We start from the raw sequence: 16,889 nt of genomic DNA on the forward strand, positions 1-16,889 counted from the left end.
AGTAATCTGGCAACTGTCCCCGTACACTTCTAAACTGTTCCGGTATCGTTTCCTACAAGAACAACATGCCCGTGAAATCGAGTGCTGCGTCATGACCAACCTCCTGCTCTACCAACGTATTGCTCAGCAACTGGCCGAAGACATCCGCCGGGGTGTGTATCAGCCCGGTGAACGCGTGCCGTCGGTGCGCAAGATGAGTTCGCAGCTCAACGTCAGCCACGCGACGGTGTTGCAGGCCTATGCCAACCTTGAGGACCAGGGGCTGATTCGTGCGCGGCCGCAATCGGGTTACTACGTGCACCAGACGCCGGCGCTTACGGCGCCCACCCCGGATATCGCCCGGGTAGAGCGTCCGGGGTTGGTGACGCGCAGCAGTATCATCCAGCAGGTATTGGTGGAGTCGCGCCGCGAAGGGGTATTTCCGCTGGGCGCGGCGGTGCCGAGTGTGGATTACCTGCCTGTACGGGCATTGCATCAGCAATTGGCCAAGGTCACGCGCTTTCACAGCCCGCGGGCATTCAGCTACATGTTCAGCCCGGGCTTCGAACCCTTGCGTCGTCAGGTGGCGATTCGCATGCGTGATGCCGGTGTCGTGGTGGACCCTTCCGAAGTGGTGATTACCCATGGTTGTGTCGATGCACTGCAAATGTCCCTGCGGGTACTGACCCGGCCGGGGGATCTGATCGCCGCCGAATCGCCTACTTACTATGGTTTGCTGCAACTGGCGGATCTGTTGGGCCTCAAGGTCATCGAGATCCCCAGCGACCCGGTAACCGGCATGAGCTTGGAGGCGCTGCAACTGGCGGCCAACCAGTGGTCGATCAAGGCGCTGGTGCTGACCACGCGGTTGAGCAACCCCCTCGGCGGTACCATGCCCGAGGAGCGGCAGAAGCAACTGTTGCGCCTGGCTTCGGACTTCGACATTCAGATTGTCGAGGATGATATCTACGGCGAGTTGATGTTCGAGCAGGGGCGCACCAAGGCGCTCAAGGCCTATGACCGGCTGGATCGGGTCATCTACTGTTCGAGCTTTTCCAAGACGTTGTCGCCGGGTGTACGCATCGGCTGGATGATCGCCGGTAAGTTCCAGCAGGAAATCCAGCGGCTGCAGACGTTCAGTACCCACTCAGCGTGCAGCGTCACGCAGATGGGTATCGCGGCCTATCTGGAAAATGGCGGCTACGACCGCCATCTGCGCTATATCCGCCAGGAGTACCGCAAGAACCTCAGCGCCTTCCAGCTGGCGGTGCAACAATATTTCCCCGAAGGCACGCAAATGAGTCGTCCCACCGGTGGCTTCATCCTGTGGGTCAGCTTGCCGGGGCGGGTCAATACCCAGGAGCTGCACGTCCGGGCGTTGCAACAGGGGATCAGTATCGCGCCGGGGTTGATCTTCAGTAATACCGAGCAGTTCAACCACTGTATTCGCCTGAACTGCGGCATACCCTGGAACCGCGAGGCGGAGCGGGCGTTGATGACACTGGGGCTGTTGGCCACGCAATTGTGCCAAGAGACCGCCAACGGTTTCCTGTAGGTATCAGCGGGCTTGTCAGCGCCGGATTATCAGGCGAGCATGTACGTCTCTGCCGTAAGTGCCGTTGTATCTATGAAAGCCATTGCTCCTGCCACCTGGGTTTTGATCGGCCTGCTGACTGCCTTCCACGCAGGAAGTGTCGTGGCGGCTTCGGTGCAAGAAAAGCCGGCCGCCAGTGCCGCGAAAAATACCTCGAAAAAGCTACCGGTCGTGAAAAAGACGCCGGCCAAGAAAACGGCTCCCTCGCAGAAGAAACGCGCCCCCATCGCCTCGAAGAGCAAATCTGCCCATGAGGTTGCCAAGACTCCATTACCGCCAGCCAACCTGGATCTGAGCCTGCCCCATGACATGGTTCAGCAGTTGCAACCACCCGGGACGGTGCCGCTCCCCAAGCGTGAGTCGCTGTTACCGTCGATGTTCGGGCAGAAGCCGGACCCGTTCCAGCTCAATGGCCGTCTGCTGAATAACGAAATGCAGCTGCCACTGCGTAATTCGGAGCGCCGGGAAGTGGAGGGTGCGGCACTGGATTTCGAATTCAAGCGTTAAGTCTTTGGAGTGCTGTTCGTCGCTGACTGTCCGGTCATCTTCCATTGGGCGAAAAAACACGCAGACGGTAATTTAAAACGAGTGTTTAAGCCGCTACTCTGTGTTCCGTTATTGGGCCATTACCCGTGAGGACGTTGTCGTCATGAAATGCCGTGAAGGTTGTGGCGCGTGCTGCATTGCCCCTTCCATCAGTTCGTCGATCCCTGGCATGCCCCACGGCAAGCCGGCGGGAGAACGTTGCGTGCAATTGTCGGTCGATAACTTGTGCCGGATCTTCGGCCAGCCGGAACGTCCGGCGGTGTGCTCGGGTTTCGCCGCCGACATTGAGGTCTGCGGCAACAGCAGTGAAGAGGCTATCCGGCTGATCGGGTGGTGGGAGCAGGCTACCGCGGTGTAACGGGTCAATGGACTGGGCTGAAGGGTGAAACCCAATGACGAAACTCAAATGACCGGACTTCGACAATAAGGAAAAAAACTATGGGTTCGCTGCATCGTATGGCTGTGTTGTGTGGCTTGAGCGCATTTTTGGCAACCGCGACTGCGCAGGCGGAAGACTGGCAGGTGGCCAAGGAGCAGGACGGTATCAAGGTTTCGCTCAGTGAAGTGACCGGCTCCAAATACAAGGCCTACCGCGGCGTGACCGTCATGAAAACCACCATGACGAAGTTGCGGGCCCTGCAGGAAGATGTCTCGGGTGCCTGTGCCTGGATCCATGAGTGCAAAACCCAGAAGCTGCTCAAGCACGAAGGCAACCAGAGCTGGACCTATACCCAGTTCAATACGCCGTGGCCGGTCACGTCCCGGGATTCGGTGTTGCAAGTCACCACCGTCGAAGGCGCCGATGGCAGCCTGACCCGTAACCTCAAGGGCGTGCCGACCTACCTGCCGGAAGAGCAGGGGTTTGTGCGAGTGGCCCAGGTCGACGGTTTCTGGAAATTCACGCCCAAAGGCGCGGACCAGATCGAGGTGACCTATCAGGTCCATACCGAACCCGGTGGCGATGTACCGTCCTGGCTGGCCAACAAATTCGTGGTGGATGCGCCGTTCAACACCTTGAAAGCCTTGAGGGAGCGTGCCGAGAAGTAATTGGCAGGCCAGATGGATGCCCACACCGAGACCGCCCGCGAGGCGGTCTTTTCATAGGTGCCGTCCAGGTAATCAGTGGAACGATTATTCACACCCAAATGTCGAGATAGAGGTAAGCCCGGCCATGATTTGATCGAGGAGACACTAATGCACAAGTGGGAAATCACGTTCGTTGATGACCACGGCGAAGCGATCGCCGAGCAGTTCGACTATGACCAGGAGCCCACCATGGAGCAGGCGGCACAGTTGATTCGCGAAAGACTGCTCCCGGTGCCCGCCCAGTTGGACCTCAATGACCTGGAAGGGCGAACCGCCGAGCCAACGGTCAAGAATCTCAAATCCCAGCACAGTATTGAAATCATCAGCATTACACCGATTTCATGAAGTTCGTGGCCTGGCCCCGCTTGGCAGTGGCTATCACTTGAGGCTACTCTGCAATGGAGATCAGCGAAAGGATCGCCAAGGTCCGGTCTTGTCAGCTACATGCTTGTGTCCCGACGGTCATTTGATGCCGTATCGCTTGCAATCCACGGGTTGCCCGCACGGGAAGACGGAAAGTCTATCCATCGATCTGAGGAGGACGTTTCATGAGCACAGCCTATCAAGAAGACATCAGCACCAGTGTATTGCGCCGCATGAAAGAAGGCGGGTTCGATTTCTCACGATTCCATCCTATCGAGTTCTACGCCATTTTCCCGGACGAGGAGCGGGCGCGCAGGGCGGCGGGTCATTTTCGGGGTGAGTCATTGAACGCACAGATCAGCGCACGGGACGACGGTGCCTGGTCATTGGAACTGAGCCGGGTGATGTATGCCACCTACGATGACATTGGAGATTTCGAGCAGGACTTCGAAGCGGTGGTGGAGCCCTTGGGCGGCATCATCGAAGGTTGGGGGGTGAAGCAGGAGATCCGGCGTCTCCAGGCCTGATATCCATGCCCTGCCACAGCACAACGGCTGACCTTCGGGTTGGCCGTTTTCGTCGGACTTGTGCTGGAGGTCGCATTACCGGAGCAGGTGGAAAATCCGGGTATCGACGAAATCCTCAACGGTGGCCTGCAACCCTGGCTCACCGAATTCATCCCGCTGGTTCGGGAACTGGGCATCGCCAGCCACAGCTCCTACATGGAGGTCATATGAGACTCTCGATCAGCCACGAAACGGCCTACCACTACGAACAACAGGTTCGCGCCAGTATCCAGTACCTGCGCCTGACGCCCCACGACAGCGAACGCCAGCATGTACTGAGCTGGCAGCTCGATTTGCCGACGCCGGTGCGCGCGCAGTTGGACCCGTATGGCAACATTCTCCACGTCCTTACCCTGGACGAGCCTCACGAAACGATCATCATCGGCGCACGGGGGCAGGTGGACATCGACCCGTTGCGCGAGGCCGAACATGAGGAGCAATCCGCCTTGCCGTTCCTGCGCTTCACCCGGTTGACCGAAGCGGACGAAGCGCTTCGCGCCTTCGCTCGGGAGCAATGCAAGCAACGTCGCGACCGCACGGCGCTGATCGACCTGATGCACGGGGTGAACCAGCACATGGTCTACGCCCCCGGCTCCACTGAAGTGGAAACCAGCGCGGCCCAGGCATTCGCCGGCCGTACCGGTGTGTGCCAGGACCATGCCCACGTATTCCTGGCCTGCGCCCGCAGCCTGGGCATACCGGCACGCTATGTGTCGGGCTACGTGTACAGCGGGGACAGTGAACACCTGGCCAGCCACGCCTGGGCCGAGGCCTGGCTCGAGGACGCCTGGTACAGCTTCGACGTGACCCACCAGCTGTCACGTCCGGAGCGACACTTGAAACTGGCCGTTGGTCTGGATTACCTGGATGCTTGCCCGGTACGGGGCTTGCGTCGTGGCGGCGGTGAGCAGATGCGGGCCAGGATGGCCGTGACGCCGGCACCGGTGATCACGGTGCAGCAGCAATGACATGGAAACCTGCCTGAAACTTACTGTGGCGAAGGGAGCAAGCTCCCTCGCCACATGGATGGTCTTACTGGCTCAACGGCTGTTTACGCCCGGCCATATGCTTCAGATAGCCCACCAACAGATCCAGCTCCGAATCCGGCAGCACGGCCGCTGAAAACGCCGGCATCTTGCCTTGGGGCCAGTGACGCAGGCCCTGCGGATTCCGGATATAGCGCTTGAGGAAATCTCCCGAGAAATACTCCGTGGGATTGAAGGGGATATTCAGGTCCGGGCCAAACTGTGCGTCGCCTGCCCCGTTGAGTCGATGGCATGCCAGGCAATTCTTCTGGAACAGCTCGAAGCCCTTGTTGACCGGATCGTCCTTGGCCAGGGTGGGCGCCGGCAGCAGGGCGGGGAAGCGCTCGGCCACGGCTGACATGCGCTTGATGCTCGCCACCGCATAGGGCCATTGTTCCGGGCTGATATGACCTGCCTGAGGATCGGTCCAGACCAGATAGAAAGGGCCTGCACTAGGCTTGCCTTCTTCCAGGGATGGCCAAGGGGCGGCCGGATCTTCAATGGCCAGCCAGGCGCGTGCGCCGTTCTTGTTGAGTAATGGCGCGGCGGACATTTCGGCGGCGAAACCGTCCAGGGCCACGGCCTGCAGATGATCATCCGGCCGGACACCGGTCAGCAGCGACGTCAGTGGTATGGCGCGATAGCTCATTGGTTTCTTGTAGGAAACGTCGTCGGGTATCTGGATCGTCCGAGCGTCAGGATGCTTGAGCAGTTCTTCGGTTTGCCAGGTGCGCGCGGTCGCGCCCAGCTCCAGCACCAGTTGAGCGGCATACAGGGGCGTGCTGAGCAGCAACGCCCCGAACAGGATGAGAGCTTTCAATGGATCGCCTTCCATGTCGAGAGAGTGGCGCAAAGGTTGGCACAGCCAACGCCGCTCGAACAACGAGCCCGTCACATTTTTTGGCGACACAATGGATAGCGATACCGCTCATTGTTGATGCAAGCACCCGCGCGCAGTGTTCAGCCGATCACCTTGGGAATATTCGGCAGAATCAACAGCAGCGTCGTGGCGAAGAGAATGAGTCCGGCTTGACGAACTTTCGAATGTTTGAACATGGCTGATCCGCCTTTTTTGTTATTTCCTGAGGCCAGCCTGCATAACTCCATGACGGCTGGCGTTGCACTTCCTGTCTGACAAGCGCCTCGGCAAAACCCGACGACTCTCTTGTACAAGGATTACATTAGGGGTCACAGCCGCTTTGTCTTAGATCCAATTCGTATCAGGTCTAAAACTCCTGCTATAAAAAAGGAATGAGGCCTATTGCCACCTTCTTGCGGGTCCTCTAGCTAGACAGCTTGCGTTCCTGAATCGGTTAACCCGATAGCACGCTACCGTTCGTCTGACCGTGGTCGTCAATGCGGTTGAGCACTCGGGTCATTGAATCCGGCACCGCTGGGCTTATGGTTGGAGGCATTGAGTTATCCGTCGTGGTTCGAGGATGTCATGACCCAAGCGTTGATTTTCGATGCCTTGCGCACCCCCCGTGGCAAGGGCAAGGCCGATGGCGCCCTGTACAGCGTCAAGCCGGTGAACCTGGTGGGAGGATTGCTTCAAGCCTTGCAGCAGCGCATGGATTTGGACACCAGCCAGGTTGATGACGTCGTGCTCGGTTGCGTGACGCCGGTAGGCGAGCAGGGGGCCGACATCGCCAAGACCGCCGCCCTGATGGCCGACTGGGATACCAGCGTTCCGGGTGTCCAGCTCAATCGGTTCTGTGCCTCGGGCCTTGAAGCGGTGAATCTGGCCGCCATGAAAGTGCGCTCCGGGTTCGAGGACCTGGTGGTGGCCGGTGGTGTCGAGTCGATGTCCCGGGTGCCGATGGGCAGCGACGGCGGTGCCTGGGCACTGGATCCGCAATCCAACCTGCAGGGGCACTTCGTCCCTCAAGGCATTGGTGCCGACCTGATTGCCACATTGGAAGGCTTCAGTCGCGAAGACGTCGATACCTATGCGCTGAACTCCCAGAAAAAAGCCGGGCGGGCCCGGGCTGATGGCTCTTTCGAAAAGTCCCTGGTGGCGGTACGGGATCAGAACGGCATTGTGCTGCTGGACCATGACGAATTCATCCGGGCCGACTCCACCCTTGAAGGCCTGGGCAGGCTCAAGCCGAGTTTCGAAGCTATGGGCCGGATGGGCTTCGACGCCACGGCGCTGAGGGTCTACAGCCATGTCGAGCGGATCGATCATGTGCACACACCCGGCAACAGTTCCGGGATCGTCGATGGTGCGGCACTGATGCTGATCGGTTCTGAAGCCAAAGGACGCGCCTTGGGCCTGCAGCCTCGGGCGCGGATCATCGCCACGGCGGTTACCAGTACCGATCCAACCATCATGCTCACCGGTCCGGCGCCGGCCACCCGCAAGGCCTTGGCCAAGGCCGGGTTGCGGGTGGAGGACATCGACCTGTTCGAGGTCAACGAAGCCTTCGCCTCGGTGGTGCTCAAGTTCATCAAGGACATGGCCATCGACCCCGCCAGGGTCAACGTCAACGGTGGCTCCATCGCCATGGGACACCCCCTGGGGGCAACGGGCTGCGCCATTCTCGGCACCCTGCTCGATGAGTTGGAGGTGCGTCGCCTGCGCTACGGGCTGGCGACCTTGTGTGTGGGCGGCGGGATGGGCATTGCCACTGTTATCGAACGCCTCTGAAGGACATTCTCAATGACCGCTACCATTCGTTATGAAACCGGCCAGGACCGGATCGTCGTCCTGACAATGGACCTGCCTGGCCAGAGCGCCAATACCATGAACGCTGTGTACCGTGAGGCCATGGCCGCCTGCGTTGCCCGCCTGGTGGCGGAAAGAGACTCTATCGCCGGCGTGATCATCACCTCGGCCAAGAAGACGTTCTTCGCCGGCGGCGATCTCAACGAGCTGGTCGCAGTCGGCAAGTCCGAGGCCAAGGCCTTCTACGAAATGATCCTGGGACTCAAGGCGCAATTGCGCGCTCTCGAGACGTTGGGCAAACCGGTGGTGGCCGCTATCAACGGTGCGGCGCTGGGCGGCGGCTGGGAAATCTGCCTGGCTTGCCATCATCGCGTGGCGCTGGATCATCCGTCGGTGCAGATCGGCCTGCCGGAAGTCACCCTGGGCCTGTTGCCGGGCGGCGGCGGGGTGGTGCGGATGGTGCGCCTGCTCGGCCTGGAGAAAGCCTTGCCGTATCTGCTCGAAGGCAAGCGGGTCCGCCCTCGACAAGCGCTACAGGCCGGGTTGATCGATGAACTGGCGGTCGATCGTGAGGAGCTGCTGGCCAAGGCGCGGGCCTGGATTCTCGCCAACCCGGACGCGGTCCAGACCTGGGACGTAAAGGGCTATCGGATTCCCGGGGGCACGCCGTCCGACCCGAACGTCATGCAGACGCTGGCGATTGCCCCTTCGATCCTGCGCAACAGGACCCAGGGTTGCTTGCCGGCGCCGGAGAAAATCCTCTGTGCCGCGGTGGAGGGCGCCCAGGTGGGTTTTGACGCGGCGCACCTGATCGAAACCCGCTATTTCACTGAATTGACCACGGGTCAGGTCGCCAAGAACCTGATCGGCACCTTCTGGTTCCAGCTCAACGAGATCAAGGCCGGAGGCTCGCGTCCACAAGGGGTTGCGCCTTATCTGACAAGAAAAGTCGGCGTGCTCGGCGCTGGCATGATGGGGGCCGGCATTGCCTGTGTCAGCGCCCTGGCCGAGATCGAGGTGGTCCTCAAGGATATCGACCTGGCCGCCGCTGAGAAAGGCAAGTCCCGTTTGGCCGCGTTGCTGGACAAGCAAGTCGCCCGCGAGCAGATCACCGTGCAGCAACGGGAAATCTTGCTGGCGCGGGTTCACGCCACTGACAACGATGCGGACTTGGCCGGTTGCGATCTGATCATCGAAGCGGTGTTCGAGGATCGCGCCCTGAAAGCCAGGGTGTCGGCGGCCGCCCAAGCGGTGGTGGGGGCGGACGCGGTGATCGCCTCCAACACCTCGACGTTACCCATCACCGGCCTGGCTACTGCGATTGCGGACCCGACGAAGTTCATCGGCCTGCATTTCTTCAGCCCGGTAGAAAAAATGCCCTTGGTGGAAATCGTCAAGGGTGCCCATACCAGCGAGGCAACCCTGGCGCGTGGTTTCGATTTCGTCCTGCAGATCAACAAGACGCCGATTGTGGTCAATGACGGTCGCGGTTTCTTCACGTCGCGGGTATTCGGCACCTTTGTCCATGAGGGCATCGCCATGCTCGGTGAAGGGGTGAGTGCGCCGATGATCGAGACCGAGGCCCGCAAGGCCGGGATGCCGGTCGGGCCTCTGGCGGTGTCTGACGAAGTTTCCCTCAGCTTGATCAGCCATATCCGTGACGAGACCGCGAAGGACCTTCAAGCAGAAGGGAAAGCGCCGATTGAGCACCCGGCGTTCGCCGTGATTGACTTGTTGCTCAAGGAATACCAGCGACCGGGCAAAGCGGCCGGGGCCGGCTTCTATGAATACCCAGCCGGCGGACAAAAACATTTGTGGCCGGAGCTCAAACGTCGTTTCGAAGATGCCGACAGACAGATTCCGCCCCAGGACATCCGCGATCGCTTGCTGTTTATCCAGGCCCTGGAAACCGTGCGTTGTGTGGAGGAGGGCGTGCTCATGTCGACGGCCGATGCCAACGTTGGCTCGATCTTCGGGATCGGTTTCGCAAGCTGGACCGGCGGTGCGTTGCAATTCATCAACCAGTATGGCCTGCGGGACTTTGTCGCCCGGGCCCAGTACCTGTCCGAGCAGTATGGCGAACGTTTCTCACCGCCAGCCCTGTTGCTGGAAAAAGCCGCCAGGCAGGCTTTGTTCTGATAGCGGGGGGGGGGCTTGCCTTGAGGGGTGTTTCAGGGCAGGCTCTGGGGTGTGCAATATTCCCATCACCGTGTCAGGTATTTTTTATGTCCCTACGCATCTGCATTCTCGAAACCGATATCCTGCGTCCGGAGCTGGTCGATCAATATCAGGGTTACGGGCAGATGTTCCAGCGGCTGTTTTCACAACAGCCGGTCGCGGCCGATTTCGTCGTGTACAACGTCATGGAAGGCCAGTACCCGAGCGATGATGAGGTGTTCGACGCCTACCTGGTGACCGGCAGCAAGGCCGATTCCTTTGGTACCGATCCCTGGATTCAAACCCTCAAGCAGTATCTGCTGGACCGCTACCAGCGTGGCGACAAACTATTGGGCGTTTGCTTCGGCCACCAGTTGTTGGCGCTGTTACTGGGCGGCAAGACCGAACGCGCGACCCAGGGCTGGGGTGTCGGCACGCACCGTTACAAGCTTGCGGCCAAAGCCCCGTGGATGAGTCCGGTGATGGAGGAACTGACCCTGCTGATCAGTCATCAGGACCAGGTCACTCAGTTGCCCGAAAACGCTACGGTCATCGCCTCCAGCGATTTCTGCCCTTACGCCGCCTACCATATCAATGATCAGGTGCTGTGCTTCCAGGGCCATCCCGAGTTCATCCACGATTACTCCCGCGCGTTGCTGGAGCTCCGTCAGCAACACCTTGGCGAGCAGGTCTACAACCAGGGTGTGGCAAGCCTGGAACACGACCATCACGGCACGACGGTGGCAGAGTGGATGATGCGTTTTGTCGCTCATAAACCACAGGCCGAAACGACCCAGGGCTGAAGACCTTCATGTGGGAGCGAGCCTGCTCGCGATAGCGGAGGGTCAGTCGACAACAGTGGCGACTGATAAACCGCTATCGCGAGCAGGCTCGCTCCCACAGGGTTATGTGTACGTGGGGCAAATGGGGAGCAGTCCTGCCTACAACCATCCCGACCGCTTGAAACTGGCCCATAACGCGGTGCACCCCACGGTAATCACCCCCAGTACCGTGAAATAGCCGTAGTGCCAACTCAGCTCCGGCATGTCCTGGAAGTTCATCCCGTAGATTCCGGCCACCGCCGTCGGAAACGCCAGGATCGCCGCCCATGCCGCGAACTTGCGCTGCACCACGCTCTGGCGTGACGCTTCGAGCAGCACGCCGACTTCGATGGTCTGGCTGGCAATGTCCGCCAGGGTCGTCAGGTCTTCCATCTGCCGCGTGACATGGATCTGCACATCGCGGAAATACGGACGCATGTTCTTGTCGATAAAAGGGAAGTTCAGCTTCTGCAATTCCTCGCTGATTTCCACCATCGGCGCTGCGTAGCGACGCAGGCGCAGCACGTCGCGACGCAAGCTGTGCAGGTTCTGGATATCCCGTTCGTTCAAGGCGCTGCACAGCACATGGTGCTCCAGCTCATCGATCTCGTTATGAATGGCTTCGCCCATGGGCTGATAGTTTTCAATCACGAAATCGAGGATGGCATAGAGTACGAAATCTTCCCCATGCTCCAGCAGGAGTGGACGCGCCTCACAGCGTTGCCGGACATGGGCGTAGGAGGCCGAGTGCCCATTACGGGCGGTGATAATGTAGCCCTTGCCGGCGAAGATATGGGTTTCGATGAACTGCAGCTTGCCGTCCTTGCGTATCGGCGAATACGTGACGATGAACAGCGCATCGCCGAAAGTCTCAAGCTTGGGGCGGCTGTGCTTCTCCATGGCATCTTCAATCGCCAGCTCGTGCAGGTTGAATTGACGCTGCAGATTGGTCAGCTCCTGGACACTGGGTTCTTCGAGACCGATCCATACAAAATGCCCTGGTTTTGCAGCCCAGGCGCTGCCTTCGTCGAGCGTGATGTTGGTGACTTTCTTACCGGCGCTGTAGACCGCAGCAGCAACGACTCTACCCATGATGGTGGTTCACTTCTTATTGGAAAATGGCAGTAGCAGGCACTGTGCAGCTTAACGCGCCCTGTCGCTTGAGAGTCAGCAAAATCCGCTGAGTTCTCCAACAGAAAAGAACCGTCGTGGGGAGAGGTTGTGCTCACCCCACCTGTAATTGCCGGTCCATCGCTGCGATGCACTCGCGCATTTGCTCGTGGCATTGTGCGATGAGCCGAGGCATGTCATCCAGGGTCAGCCCCTGCGTAGGTATCGCCGGCAGTGAACGTATAAGAATGTCACCGCTGCGCCAGCGGTTGAGGTGCATGTGCTTGATGTAGCGGCTGACGCATACCGGAACAATCGGCACCCCGGCGGCGATTGCCATCTGAAAGGCGCCCTTCTTGAATGGCTGTAGATCCCCGCCAAGATTGCGGGTGCCCTCCGGGAAGACCCAGATGGACGTCTGTTCATGCTGCAGCGTGTGGGTCGTGGTCTGCATGGCGCGGCGCGCCTTGATCGCATTGCCTCGGTCGATCAACACGTTGCCCGCCAGCCAGAACAACTGTCCGAACAGCGGTACCCACTTCAGGCTCTTTTTGCCAATGCACACGGTGCGATAGGGCACCACGTTGCCGAAGACGAACAGGTCGTAGTTGGATTGGTGGTTGGCGACGATCACGCAACTCTGGGGTTTATCCACCAACGTCTCGACATCAGCCTTGACCCGTAAACCCATAATCCACATGGCAGGCCGGGCATACAACCTTGCGCATAAACGGCTGTTGTCCGGGTTGAACGGGCGGCATAGGCCCAGGATCACACCCAATACACCCGCCACAAGAAAATGCAGACCCATCAGCGACATACGCAATACGAACAACATCTACACGCCCACCGGGACAAAAAGGTGGCGCAGTGTACGAGTGTGCACTGTTTTCGGCAATTGCCCCTATAGAAGGAGGAGATAGGCGATGTTCGAGCGCAGGTTTTCAGCGGAGGGAGAGCCGCTGGCTAGAGCGGCCTCAGCTTTTGTGGGAGCGAGCCTGCTCACGATGGCGGAGGTACATTCAATAGATAATGTTGCTGATGTACCGCTATCGCGAGCAGGCTCGCTCCCACAAGAGTGTCCTGGATAAACAGGGATTAGCCTTGGTATTCCTGGTCCAGCAGGATTGCGGTGTCCAGGGCTTCCAGCAGTGCCTTGCGCACTTTCAGCTTGGTGTTCTTGTGCGCTTTCATGTTGATTTTCTGCAGTTGGCGCGCCGCTTCCAGCGCCGCATTCTGCAACTCCTGCGCCGACACCACTTTATCGAGGAAGCCCGCATCCACGGCGCTCTGCGGGTTGAACATCTCGCCATTGATGACCGAGCGATGAAACGCGGATTTGCGCAAGCGATCACGGGCCAGCTCGATGCCGGCGTGATGCATGGTCATGCCGATCTGTACTTCGTTCAGGCCAATGCTGAACGGCCCGTCCACGCCGATGCGGTAGTCTGCCGAGAGCAGCAGGAATGCGCCTTTCGCCACGGCGTGGCCAGGGCAAGCGACAACGACGGGGAAGGGATGCGACAACAGGCGACGGGCCAGGGTCGAGCCGGCGGTGACCAGGCCTACCGCCTCCTTGGGGCCGGCGGTCATCACCTTCAAATCATAACCACCCGACAAGATCCCCGGTTGCCCGGTGATGATCACGACCGCCCGGTCCTCCGTCGCCTGATCCAGTGCAGCGTTGAACGCGGCAATGACGTCCGGTGAGATGGCATTGACCTTGCCGTTGTTCAAGGTCAGGGTCGCGATACCGTCTTCGAGATGGTAGGCAATCAGGTCGCTCATGACGCATTCCTTGTAAGAGAAGTGAAGCAGACGTTACCCACCGTCGCGGATCAGGTAAAGCGCCGTGACTGACTCACCGGTCAGCCCCGGGTCGTCATAACAGTCTGTCCCGCCCAGTCGGCCGTGTCTGCATCCATGGAGCGGTGTACATGCCAACCCGGAGATTGGCCGGTTTGCCCTGTTCCGTCGCGTTTGAAATGCCGGAACACCTTAACCGCATGAAAATTCTCAAAAAAACCTTTGCCATCGGAAAGGCTTTCGACTACATTAGCGCGCCTCGACAGACTGAACAGTTTGCCGAGACACGGTGAAGTGTCCGAGTGGCTTAAGGAGCACGCCTGGAAAGTGTGTATACAGGAAACTGTATCGAGAGTTCGAATCTCTCCTTCACCGCCACATTCATACGAAAAAGCCCTGATTATTCAGGGCTTTTTCGTATCTGCGTTTCAGCAAAAAACTCCTGCCATGCTTTGTTCCCTAGCTGGAAAACAGCTAATCAAAACCCAGATTTACCAATCGATGCGCCGCCATCGACAAACAGGGTCTGCCCGGTAATAAAACCGCTGTGCTCCGACAACAGAAATGCCATGGCCGCGGCAATTTCCTGGGGCTGGCCCAAGCGGCCCATGGGGATGCCGGCCAGATACGTCGCTTCTCCGTCACTCCCCGGTGGATTGTTGGCGCGAAACAGTTCGGTTTCCGTCGGCCCGGGAGCGATGGCGTTCACGGTAACGCCGGTGCGCGCCAACTCCAGGGCCCAAGTGCGGGTAAAACTCACCAGTGCGGCCTTGGCGGCAGCATAGGCAGTACGCTGGGCTATACCGAGAATGGTCAGGCTGGAAACATTGACGATCCGCCCCCAGCCATTGGCCTTCATCTGTGGTAACAGTGCCTGGGTGGCCTGCAGGGCAGGGCGCAGGTTGAGGTCCATCACTGCGTCGTAATCGTTCAGATCGACGCTACCCAAGGCCTGGGGCTTGACCAGCCCGACGTTGTTGACCAAACCATCGAAAACATACTCTTCGGTCAAGCGTCGCAGGGTCATCGCGGTGCTTTCCCGGTCGGCCAGGTCCAGCTGCACCAGGTGACCGGGAAAGTCCTCGGTGTCGCCACTGCGGGCAATCCCCACCACCCGGTGACCCTCCGCGCCGAGGTGTTCGGCCAGCGCCCGACCAATGCCCTTGCTGGCGCCTGTAATAAGAAAGGTACGAGCAGTCATCGACAATCCTCCATGGGAAACTCTTCATCTGATTTTTCGAACGGTTGATGCGGCGGGCCGGCGCCAGGCCGGCCCGCACTATTATTCATCAAGCGATGGTTTGTACCGTGCCGCCTTCGGCGCGAATCGCGGCACCGTTGATCAATGCGGCCTGTTCACTGGCCAGGAACGTCACAACGTTGGCCACTTCTGCAGGTTTGGCCAGCCTGTGGATCAATGACAAAGGACGGTTCTCTGCCATGAATTTCTGCTCTGCCTGCGCATAGGAAAGATCTGGATTAACCGACTCGATAAACGCCTTCAGACTTTCAGTTTCCGTTGGGCCAGGCAGCACCGAATTGACGGTTACCGCGGTGCCCTTGGTCAGTTCTGCCAGGCTGCGGGAGATAGACAGTTGCGTAGCCTTGCTCGCACTGTAATGGGCCATGGAGGCCATTGGCGTCAAGGCCACCTCACTGGAGAGGAAAATGACTCGCCCGTGGCCACGCTCAAGCATTGCCTGCATGTACGTCCGCGCCAGGCGCACGCCACTCCACACGTTGGTGTCGAACATCTGTTGCCAGTCGGCATCAGTGGTGGCGAAGAAGTCGCTCAACTGATAAGTCCCCAGGTTATTCACCAGAATGTCGATGTCCGGGTAAGCGTTCTTTGCCACTAGCTCGCCGCCAGCCACGCTCATGTCGGCCACCAGCGGCAGGGCTCGACCCGCACCGAAACGCTGATTGAAAGCGGCCACAACGGTGCCGACGACTTCGCTATTGCGGCCATTGATGATGACCTTGGCACCCTCTTGCAAAAGCTGTGTGGCAATCGCGTGGCCGATACCTGAAGTCGAAGCGCTGACCAGGGCAAGTTTACCGTTGAGTTTGAGATCCATGATTTTCCTTACGCGTTGTTCAATGAATGCCCAGATGGGCAGGTAAGGCAAAGTATGAGACGGCTCCTGACCTTTGATAATTTAGTGTAATGGAATAGGATTGGTGAACTGAATTCACAAGTTGGCGGGGCATGGACAGTCGAAGCGGCGAAATGCAGGTGTTTGCCAAAGTGGTCGAGACGGGCAGTTTTTCCAATGCGGCGAAACTGCTCAACCTCACACCCTCGGCGGTGAGCAAGTTGATTACCCGGATTGAAGAGCGCCTCGGCGTGTTGTTGATTCAGCGTTCCACGCGACAGATGCTGATCACCGCCGAGGGCAAGCAGTTCTACGACAGTTGTGTGCGGATTCTGGATGACATTGAAGAGGCCGAGCAGTCCCTGGCCCAGGGTTTGGAAGTGCCCCATGGTGTGGTGCGGGTGAATGTGTCCTTACCCTTCGGAACACATCAGATTTTGCCGATTCTTGCCGAGTTCAATGCCCGTTACCCGCAGATTGTTCTCGACCTGTCACTGACCGACGCCATGGTCGACATGCACCGCGAACGCATCGATGTGGCGGTGCGCATGGGCCGTTGGCGGACGCCTCGTTCCGCGCCCGCAGCCTCGGTGAAAGCCGGCGCGCGGTGGTGGCGTCGCCCAATTACCTGGCCGCGTTTGGTCGTCCAGAAAAACCAGGAGAGTTGAATCAACACCGCTGTTTGAATTTCAACTTCCGTCGATCATTGGATGAATGGCCTTTTCGGGTAGAGGGTCAGGTTATTCACCTGCCTGTAGACGGCGGCATGCTCACCAACAACGGTGAAACCATGCGCCAGCTAACGATCGCCGGCATGGGGATCAGCCGTTTGGGCATGTTTCATGTGGCCGAAGATCTTCGTGCGGGTCGTCTGGAAGAAGTGCTCGGTGAGTTCAACCCAGGCGACACGGAAGAGATTCACGCCATCTTCAGTAACCAACGCTATATGCCCCCGCGGGTGCGGGTGTTCATTGATTTTCTGGTAGAACGTGTGAGCCCTTCGCTACGCTTTTATGCGGCCAACGATCCGGGTAAAGCGAATTGAAAAAGGCCGCTGCAACGCATCGCTGCA

At 59.1% G+C, this 16,889-nt stretch carries 17 protein-coding genes, 1 tRNA gene and 1 pseudogene; 13 read left to right on the top strand and 6 right to left on the bottom strand.

The window, feature by feature from the left end:
- The first annotated feature begins 91 nt into the window (after window positions 1-91).
- The 8 genes from CGA22_RS21290 (at window position 92) to CGA22_RS21325 (ending at window position 5,102) form a co-directional block, all read left to right on the top strand.
- Window positions 92-1,534, top strand: coding sequence for a PLP-dependent aminotransferase family protein (locus CGA22_RS21290; protein WP_041021836.1), 1,443 nt, complete (start codon window positions 92-94; stop codon window positions 1,532-1,534).
- Window positions 1,535-1,606: 72 nt separating this feature from the next.
- Window positions 1,607-2,080: a hypothetical protein gene (locus tag CGA22_RS21295; RefSeq protein ID WP_041021835.1), complete on the top strand. Its 474-nt coding sequence runs from the start codon at window positions 1,607-1,609 to the stop codon at window positions 2,078-2,080.
- 142 nt (window positions 2,081-2,222) lie between these two features.
- A complete protein-coding gene (locus tag CGA22_RS21300; RefSeq protein ID WP_041021834.1) occupies window positions 2,223-2,477 on the top strand; it encodes a YkgJ family cysteine cluster protein in 255 nt (84 codons plus the stop codon).
- Between the two features lie 80 nt (window positions 2,478-2,557).
- Window positions 2,558-3,166: an START domain-containing protein gene (locus tag CGA22_RS21305; protein ID WP_188258697.1), complete on the top strand. Its 609-nt coding sequence runs from the start codon at window positions 2,558-2,560 to the stop codon at window positions 3,164-3,166.
- A gap of 147 nt (window positions 3,167-3,313) precedes the next feature.
- Window positions 3,314-3,550, top strand: coding sequence for a hypothetical protein (locus CGA22_RS21310; RefSeq protein WP_041021832.1), 237 nt, complete (start codon window positions 3,314-3,316; stop codon window positions 3,548-3,550).
- A gap of 203 nt (window positions 3,551-3,753) precedes the next feature.
- Window positions 3,754-4,095, top strand: a complete 342-nt coding sequence (locus CGA22_RS21315; protein WP_041021831.1) for a ribonuclease E inhibitor RraB — start codon at window positions 3,754-3,756, stop codon at window positions 4,093-4,095.
- 39 nt (window positions 4,096-4,134) lie between these two features.
- The gene (locus CGA22_RS21320; RefSeq protein ID WP_156996884.1) at window positions 4,135-4,305 is read left to right on the top strand and encodes a hypothetical protein; all 171 of its coding nucleotides are present in this window, start codon (window positions 4,135-4,137) and stop codon (window positions 4,303-4,305) included.
- A complete protein-coding gene (locus tag CGA22_RS21325) occupies window positions 4,302-5,102 on the top strand; it encodes a transglutaminase domain-containing protein (RefSeq protein ID WP_041021830.1) in 801 nt (266 codons plus the stop codon). Before CGA22_RS21320 ends, CGA22_RS21325 begins: the two co-directional genes overlap by 4 nt.
- A 64-nt stretch (window positions 5,103-5,166) precedes the next feature.
- On the opposite strand, the gene CGA22_RS21330 is transcribed toward CGA22_RS21325, so the two are convergent.
- Window positions 5,167-5,994 carry a c-type cytochrome gene (locus CGA22_RS21330; RefSeq protein WP_041021842.1) on the bottom strand — a complete coding sequence of 276 codons (828 nt, stop codon included), beginning with the start codon at window positions 5,992-5,994 and terminating at the stop codon, window positions 5,167-5,169.
- A 609-nt stretch (window positions 5,995-6,603) separates the two neighbouring features.
- Here CGA22_RS21330 and CGA22_RS21335 point away from each other — a divergent pair.
- From CGA22_RS21335 to CGA22_RS21345, 3 genes are all read left to right on the top strand, one after another.
- Complete coding sequence (locus tag CGA22_RS21335) at window positions 6,604-7,809, top strand: acetyl-CoA C-acetyltransferase (protein ID WP_188258698.1); 1,206 nt, start codon at window positions 6,604-6,606, stop codon at window positions 7,807-7,809.
- Between the two features lie 12 nt (window positions 7,810-7,821).
- Window positions 7,822-9,966: a 3-hydroxyacyl-CoA dehydrogenase NAD-binding domain-containing protein gene (locus CGA22_RS21340; protein WP_041021828.1), complete on the top strand. Its 2,145-nt coding sequence runs from the start codon at window positions 7,822-7,824 to the stop codon at window positions 9,964-9,966.
- Between the two features lie 86 nt (window positions 9,967-10,052).
- Window positions 10,053-10,787: an amidotransferase gene (locus CGA22_RS21345; RefSeq protein WP_175363433.1), complete on the top strand. Its 735-nt coding sequence runs from the start codon at window positions 10,053-10,055 to the stop codon at window positions 10,785-10,787.
- 138 nt (window positions 10,788-10,925) lie between these two features.
- On the opposite strand, the gene CGA22_RS21350 is transcribed toward CGA22_RS21345, so the two are convergent.
- The 3 genes from CGA22_RS21350 to CGA22_RS21360 form a co-directional block, all read right to left on the bottom strand.
- Window positions 10,926-11,897, bottom strand: a complete 972-nt coding sequence (locus tag CGA22_RS21350) for a magnesium and cobalt transport protein CorA (RefSeq protein ID WP_041020886.1) — start codon at window positions 11,895-11,897, stop codon at window positions 10,926-10,928.
- Window positions 11,898-12,030: 133 nt separating this feature from the next.
- Entirely contained in the window at window positions 12,031-12,753 is a 723-nt protein-coding gene (locus CGA22_RS21355; RefSeq protein ID WP_041020885.1) for a lysophospholipid acyltransferase family protein, read from the bottom strand.
- Between the two features lie 260 nt (window positions 12,754-13,013).
- Window positions 13,014-13,703, bottom strand: a complete 690-nt coding sequence (locus CGA22_RS21360) for a crotonase/enoyl-CoA hydratase family protein (protein ID WP_041020884.1) — start codon at window positions 13,701-13,703, stop codon at window positions 13,014-13,016.
- A 306-nt stretch (window positions 13,704-14,009) separates the two neighbouring features.
- Here CGA22_RS21360 and CGA22_RS21365 point away from each other — a divergent pair.
- A tRNA-Ser gene (locus CGA22_RS21365) sits at window positions 14,010-14,099 on the top strand.
- A gap of 100 nt (window positions 14,100-14,199) precedes the next feature.
- Here CGA22_RS21365 and CGA22_RS21370 read toward each other — a convergent pair.
- Together CGA22_RS21370 and CGA22_RS21375 are read right to left on the bottom strand one after the other, a co-directional pair.
- Window positions 14,200-14,922 (bottom strand): SDR family oxidoreductase, encoded by a 723-nt coding sequence (locus tag CGA22_RS21370; RefSeq protein ID WP_041020883.1) that lies wholly within the window; start codon window positions 14,920-14,922, stop codon window positions 14,200-14,202.
- Between the two features lie 88 nt (window positions 14,923-15,010).
- Window positions 15,011-15,799 (bottom strand): SDR family NAD(P)-dependent oxidoreductase, encoded by a 789-nt coding sequence (locus CGA22_RS21375; RefSeq protein WP_041020882.1) that lies wholly within the window; start codon window positions 15,797-15,799, stop codon window positions 15,011-15,013.
- A 152-nt stretch (window positions 15,800-15,951) separates the two neighbouring features.
- Here CGA22_RS21375 and CGA22_RS21380 point away from each other — a divergent pair.
- Window positions 15,952-16,862 (top strand): annotated as a pseudogene (locus CGA22_RS21380) (LysR family transcriptional regulator).
- Window positions 16,863-16,889: the final 27 nt, after the last annotated feature.

Origin of the sequence: Pseudomonas sp. PSB18 (assembly GCF_014596565.1) — a bacterium.
Classification (GTDB): Bacteria; Pseudomonadota; Gammaproteobacteria; order Pseudomonadales; family Pseudomonadaceae; genus Aquipseudomonas.